Annotated in this window: 6 protein-coding genes and 1 pseudogene; all 7 read left to right on the forward strand. The window is 75.1% G+C overall.

Annotation, left to right across the window (positions count from 1 at the left end):
• The first annotated feature begins 156 nt into the window (after nucleotides 1-156).
• Nucleotides 157-639: a GNAT family N-acetyltransferase gene (locus tag ACIQOV_RS22155; protein ID WP_401050940.1), complete on the forward strand. Its 483-nt coding sequence runs from the start codon at nucleotides 157-159 to the stop codon at nucleotides 637-639.
• Between the two features lie 319 nt (nucleotides 640-958).
• Entirely contained in the window at nucleotides 959-1,705 is a 747-nt protein-coding gene (locus tag ACIQOV_RS22160; RefSeq protein ID WP_401050943.1) for a 2,3-dihydro-2,3-dihydroxybenzoate dehydrogenase, read from the forward strand.
• Nucleotides 1,706-1,862: 157 nt separating this feature from the next.
• On the forward strand, nucleotides 1,863-3,074 hold the full coding sequence (gene dhbC / locus ACIQOV_RS22165; RefSeq protein ID WP_401050945.1) for an isochorismate synthase DhbC: 1,212 nt from the start codon (nucleotides 1,863-1,865) through the stop codon (nucleotides 3,072-3,074).
• A complete protein-coding gene (locus ACIQOV_RS22170) occupies nucleotides 3,071-4,750 on the forward strand; it encodes a (2,3-dihydroxybenzoyl)adenylate synthase (protein WP_401050938.1) in 1,680 nt (559 codons plus the stop codon). The genes dhbC and ACIQOV_RS22170 overlap by 4 nt, the downstream gene beginning before the upstream one ends.
• Before the next feature lie 116 nt (nucleotides 4,751-4,866).
• Nucleotides 4,867-5,484 (forward strand): annotated as a pseudogene (locus tag ACIQOV_RS22175) (isochorismatase family protein); the annotation flags it as partial.
• 122 nt (nucleotides 5,485-5,606) lie between these two features.
• Nucleotides 5,607-5,840 carry a phosphopantetheine-binding protein gene (locus ACIQOV_RS22180; RefSeq protein WP_380348422.1) on the forward strand — a complete coding sequence of 78 codons (234 nt, stop codon included), beginning with the start codon at nucleotides 5,607-5,609 and terminating at the stop codon, nucleotides 5,838-5,840.
• Nucleotides 5,841-5,854: 14 nt separating this feature from the next.
• Nucleotides 5,855-6,322: AMP-binding protein (locus tag ACIQOV_RS22185; protein ID WP_401050948.1), on the forward strand; the 468-nt coding region annotated here is incomplete at its 3' end.

Genomic DNA, 6,322 nt, shown 5'->3' on the forward strand with positions numbered 1-6,322 from the left:
GGTGCGGCACCGTCGGCCCCCACCGCTCCGGCGACGGCCCCCACCGCTCCCGCGAAGGCCCCTTCGGGTCCCGCGAAGGCAGCCACCACCCCCGCCGTCCCGCGTTAGCCCGCGCTGGTCGGGCACGAGGCCCCGACGACCGAACGGCTTTCCCTGCTGCGCCCCGCCGAGGGCGACATCGACGCCGTCCTCGCCGTCCACCGGGACCCGGCCACCTGCGTCCACAACCCCTCGGACGCCCTCGGGACCCGTACCGAGGCCGAAGAGCTGTACGGCCGCTGGAACGCGGTCCGGGAGCGCCACGGCTTCGGCTACTGGACGGTCCGCGAGCACGACTCCCCGGCCGTACCGGGCTTCTGCGGCATCAAGCCGATGACGTTGGCGGGTCTGCCGATCCTCAACCTCTTCTACCGCCTCGCTCCCGCCGCCTGGGGTCGTGGCGTGGCGACCGAGGCCGCCACCACCGTCGCTGCCTGGGCGTCCTCCCATGCCCCCGACCTTCCCCTGATCGCCCGTGTCCGCCCGGAGAACCTCGCCTCCCGGCGCGTCGCCCTGCGCGCCGGCCTGCGTCGCGCGGAACACCTCGACGGTGAGGGCTGTCGCGGCTTCGACCTGATCTTCGCGAGCCGCCTGCCGTAGGGACCCGCCGGATTCTGCGACCACGGCCACCAGCACCACAGGCACGACCGGCGCCACTGTCGCAGACGCCGAGGCCGCGGGACATCGAGGCCGCAGGCGCAGAGGCCGCCCGCCCCCAGCCCGGGGGCGGGCGGCTTTCTCGTGTTCGGGGACGCGTTCGCGGTGCGGAGTGGTCGCCGCGGTACCAGCGGGAGCGAGTTGACGTTCGTACAGGCTCTCGATGCAGGCGAACAGCTGTGTTAGGTTAGGCTTGCCTAATCTTGCTGGTCGGAGGGGATGTCCTGTGCAGCAACAGTCCGAATTCGCCGGTGCCGTCGCGATGGTCACCGGGGCCGGGCAGGGCATCGGCGCGGCCGTGGTGCGGGCGCTGGTGGCCGAGGGAGCCGTCGTCGCGGCGGTGGACCGCAACCGTGGCGGGCTCGACGCCCTGGTGGCCGAGCTGCCGACGGTGCGTCCGTACGTGCTGGACGTGTCCGACGCCCAGGCCGTGGACGGCGCCGTGGAGTTGATCGAACGCCAACTCGGGCCGATCGGCACGCTGGTGAACGTCGCGGGAATCCTGCGCACCGCACCGGTCGTCGAACTCTCCGACGGGGACTGGGCGGACACCTTCGCCGTCAACACCACCGGGGTCTTCCACACCGGCCGGGCCGTCGGCCGTCGAATGGCGGACCGCGGGCGCGGGGCGATCGTGACCGTCGGGTCCAACGCCGCCGGGGTGCCGCGGGCCGGGATGGCCGCCTACGCGGCGTCCAAGGCGGCGGCCACCATGTTCACCCGCTGCCTGGGGCTGGAACTCGCCCGGTCCGGGGTGCGGTGCAACGTGGTGTCGCCAGGCTCGACCGACACCGAGATGCAGCGCGCCCTGTGGGGCGAGGACGCCGAGGCGGCCGAACGCCGGGTGATCGAGGGCGACCCGGGCGCCTGGCGGGTCGGCATCCCGCTCGGGCGGATCGCCGCGCCCGCCGACATCGCGGAGGCGGTGGTGTTCCTGGCCTCCGACCGGGCGCGGCACATCACCATGCACGACCTGTACGTCGACGGCGGCGCGACCCTGCGCGCCTGAGCGGGGCAGGGCGGTGCCGATCGGCGCCCCGCCCGTCCCTCCTCCTCGCCCGCGCTCCTGCTCCTCGCCGCCCTCCCGTTCCTCCTCGTCCCCCGTAGAACCGTCCCAGACTGGAGAGACCGCCGTGACCACGGTGCACCACGCCCCTGCCGGGCCGATACCCGCCGGGCCCGACGCCCCGGCGACCGCCCTCGCCGAGGGCCCGGACCACGCCGTCATCGGCGCGGCCAGCGGACTGCTCGGCCAGTACCGGGCCGGCTCCGACGAGGCGTTCTTCGCCTCGCCGACCCGCACCCTGCTCGGCTCCGGCGTGCACGCCCGGGTGCCCCAGGACGGGCGGCCGCTGCCGGTGCGGGTCGCCGAGACGCTGGCCGAGGCGGGCCGGGACGGGGTCGAACGGCCGCTGGTGGTCGGTGCGGTGGCGTTCGACCGGGACAGCCGGGTCGAACTCGCCGTGCCCGCCCGGATCCGCACCGCCGGGGCGCTGCGCGACGACCCGCTGATCGCGCTGCCCGCGCCGGCGGCCGAGCGGATCGACTGGCGGATCGCCCCGGTGCCCGCGCCGGAGGCGTACGGCGCCGGCGTCGCGGCGGCCGTCGAGCGGCTGCGCGGCGGGGAGTTGAGCAAGGTGGTACTGGCCCGGACGCTGGAGCTGAGCGCCGCCGAGCCGCTCGACCTGCCCGCCATCCTGCAGCGGCTGGCCCGGCGCGACCCGGGCGGTTACACCTTCGCCGTCCCGTCCGGCGGCGGCCGCACCCTGATCGGCGCCAGCCCCGAACTCCTGCTCTCCCGGCGGGGAACGACCGTGCTGGCCAACCCGCTGGCCGGCTCGGTCCCGCGCAGCGAGGACCTCGGCGAGGACGTCAGGCGCGCCGCCGCGCTGCTGGAGTCGCCCAAGGACCTGCACGAGCACGCCGTCGTGGTGGACGCCATCCGCGAGGCGCTGGCTCCGTACTGCCGCACTCTCGAAGTGCCCGAACGTCCCACCCTGGTACGGACGGCCGCGATGTGGCACCTGGCCACCACGATCCGCGGCGAGCTGGCCGACCCCGCGGTCTCCGCCCTGGAACTGGCCTGCGCACTGCACCCCACCCCGGCGGTCTGCGGCACGCCGACCGACGTCGCACGCCGGGTGATCGGCGAGGTCGAGCCCTTCGAACGCGGCCTCTACACCGGCATGGTCGGCTGGGAGGACGCGACCGGCGACGGCGAGTGGGTGGTCACCATCCGCTGCGCCGAGGCGCAGGAGCGGACGCTGCGGGTGTACGCCGGCGCGGGCGTGGTCGAGCAGTCCCGGCCGGAGGCCGAACTCGCCGAGACCAGCGCCAAGTTCCGCACCTTCCTGGACGCCGCGGGGGTGGCCCGGTGACGCCGCTGGAGACCGCTCGGGCGGGCTTCACCCCGTACCCCGCCGAGTTCGCCGAGCGCTACCGGGACGCCGGGTACTGGCGCGGCGAGACCTTCGGGCGGATGCTGCGCGAACGCGCCGCCGCGCACGGCGGGCGCATCGCCGTCGTCGACCCGGGCGGTCACTCGGTGGCGGCCGCCGAGCGGCGCTGGACGTACGCCGAACTCGACCTCCGGGCCGACCGGATGGCCGCCGGGCTGCTCGCCCGAGGCATCCGGGCCGGGGACCGGGTGGTGGTCCAACTGCCCAACGCCGCCGAGTTCTTCGAGGTCGTCTTCGCGCTGTTCCGGATCGGTGCACTGCCGGTCTTCGCGCTGCCTGCCCACCGGTACGCCGAGATCGGGTACTTCTGCTCCTTCACCGGGGCGGTCGCCTATGTGGTGCCGGCCGTCGAAGGCGGTCACGACTACCGCGAACTCGCCACCCGGGTACAGGCGGAGAACCCCGCGCTGCGGCTGGTGCTGGTGGCCGGCGAGGACCCGGGCGAGCACGTCCGGCTCACGGACGTGCCCTGCGACGGTCCAGGACCGGAGGCCTTCGGCGGGGAGCCCGGGCCCGGGGACGTCGCCTTCCTCCAGCTCTCCGGCGGCAGCACCGGCGTGCCGAAGCTGATCCCGCGCACCCACGACGACTACATCTACTCGCTGCGCGGCTCGGTCGAGCTCTGCGGGCAGGACCGGGACAGCGTGTACCTGTGCGTGCTGCCCGCCGCACACAACTTCCCGCTCAGCTCGCCGGGTTCGCTCGGCACGCTGTACGCCGGCGGCCGGGTGGTGCTCTGCCCGCAGCCCGCCCCGGAGACGGCCTTCCCGCTGATCGAGCGCGAGGGCGTGACCATCACCGGGCTGGTGCCGCCGCTCGCACTGCTCTGGCTGGACGCCGCCGAGCGCGGCGCCCGCGGGTACGAGAGCCTGGAGGTGCTGCTGGTCGGCGGCGCCAAGTTCAGCGAGGAGGCGGCCCGGAGGGTGCGGCCGGTGCTGGGCTGCACGCTCCAGCAGGTGTTCGGGATGGCCGAGGGACTGGTCAACTACACCCGGCTGGACGACCCGGAGGAGCTGATCACCACCACCCAGGGCCGGCCGATCTCGCCGGACGACGAGGTCCGGGTGGTGGACGACCAGGACCGGGACCTGCCCGACGGCGCCACCGGCCACCTGCTCACCCGCGGGCCGTACACCATCCGCGGCTACTGGAACGCGCCCGAGCACAACGCCGACTCCTTCACCGCGGACGGGTTCTACCGCACCGGGGACCTGGTCCGGCGCACCCCGACCGGCCACCTGGTGGTCGAGGGCCGGGCCAAGGACCAGATCAACCGGGGCGGCGAGAAGGTCGCCGCCGAGGAGATCGAGAACCACCTGCTCGCGCACCCCGCGGTGCACGACGCGGCGGTGGTGTCGATGCCCGACCCGTACCTGGGCGAGCGCACCTGCGCCTACGTGGTGCTGCGTGCCGGGCACCGCGAAAGCCCGCCGAAGAGCGTCGAGTTGAAGAGGTTCGTGCGGCAGCGCGGGCTCGCCGAGTACAAGGTGCCGGACCGGGTCGAGTTCGTCGCCGCCTTCCCGGCCACCGGGATCGGGAAGGTCAGCAAGAAGGACCTGCGCGCCGCGATCGCGGCTTCGCTGACCGGCTGCTGAGCGCCCGTCGACCGGCCGCTGAGCGCCCGCGGATCGGCTGCCGACCGCCCGCCGACCGCCCGCCGACCGCCCGTTGACTCTCCCCACTCCGCTACGTCTAGCTAAGGAACACCACCGTGGGCCTGCCCCGCATTCCCCGCTATCCCATGCCCGCCGCCGAGGAGCTGCCCGCCAACCGGGTCTCCTGGACGGTGGACCCGGCGCGCGCCGTGCTGCTGGTGCACGACCTGCAGAACCACTTCCTGGACGCCTTCGACGCCGAGGCCGGGCCGGTGCCCGAACTTCTGCACAACGTCTCGGCGTTGGCCGGGGAGGCGCGCGCCGCCGGCGTCCCCGTCGTGTACTCGGCGCAGCTCGGCGGGCAGAGCCCGGCCGAGCGGGGGCTGCAGCAGGACTTCTGGGGCCCGGGCATCCCGGACGACCCGCGGGCCACCGCGATCGCCGAGGCCGTGGCCCCGGAGCCGGTGGACACGGTGCTCACCAAGTGGAAGTACAGCGCCTTCGTGCGCACCGAGTTGGAGCAGCTGCTGCGCGAGCAGGGGCGGGACCAGCTGGTGATCACCGGCGTGTACGCGCACATCGGCGTGCAGGCCACCGCGTGCGACGCCTGGATGCGGGACGTGCAGGCCTTCGTGGTGGCCGACGCGGTCGCCGACTTCGGCCCGGCGGAGCACCGCGACGCGCTGGCCTGGGTGGCCGGGCGCTGCGGGTCGGTCACCACGGCGAAGGCCGTGCTCGGGGCGCTGGCTCCGGCCGCCCCGGGCGTTTCGGATGTCCAGGGTGTCGCGGGTGTCGCGGGTGTCGCGGGCGTCGCTGGTGTCGCGGTTGTCGCGGAACTCGAAGGGGTGAGCGGGAAGTGACGGGCGTGGGCTTCACGGTGGAGCGGATCCGGGCCGAGGTCGCCGATCTGCTCGGCGAGGACCCGGCGGAGATCCCGCTGGACGAGAACCTGGTCGACTGGGGGCTGGACTCCATCCGGCTGATGACCCTGGCCGGGCGCTGGCAGGAGGCGGGCGCCGAGGTGGCGTTCGTCCAGCTCGCGGAGCGCCCGGCGATCGAGGCCTGGGCCGAGCTGCTGGGCGCGGCGTGATGGTGCCGGAGGTGATGGCGCCGGGGGCGGCAGCGGGGGCGGCGGCGGGGGTGCGCGAGGCGGTCCGAGGCGCGGCTCCGGGTGCGGTCCGCGAGGCGGTGCTGTCGGCGGCGCCCGAGCTGCCCGCACTGCCCCGGCGTACGGTGCGGTACCCGGCGACCACCGCGGTGGGTCCGGTCGAGGCGCAGGCGGCCCGGACGCCGGACGCGCCGGCGCTGGTGCTCACGGACGGGGAGACCGTCAGCTACCGGGAGTTGAACGCCGCGGCCAACCGGCTGGCGCGCGCCCTGGGCGCCCGCGGGGCCCGCCCGGGCGCGGTGGTCGGTCTGGCGGGCCTCCCGCGTCCGGCGGAGTTGCTGACGGCGCTGCTGGCGGTGGCGAAGTCGGGCGCGGCGTACCTCCCGCTGGACCCGGCGGACACGCCCGGGCGGTGGGAGCGGCTGCTGGCGGAGAACGCGCCGGTCTGCGTGCTGGGGGAGGGG

Source organism: Kitasatospora sp. NPDC091257 (assembly GCF_044757675.1).
Taxonomy (GTDB): Bacteria; Actinomycetota; Actinomycetes; order Streptomycetales; family Streptomycetaceae; genus Kitasatospora; species Kitasatospora lactacystinica.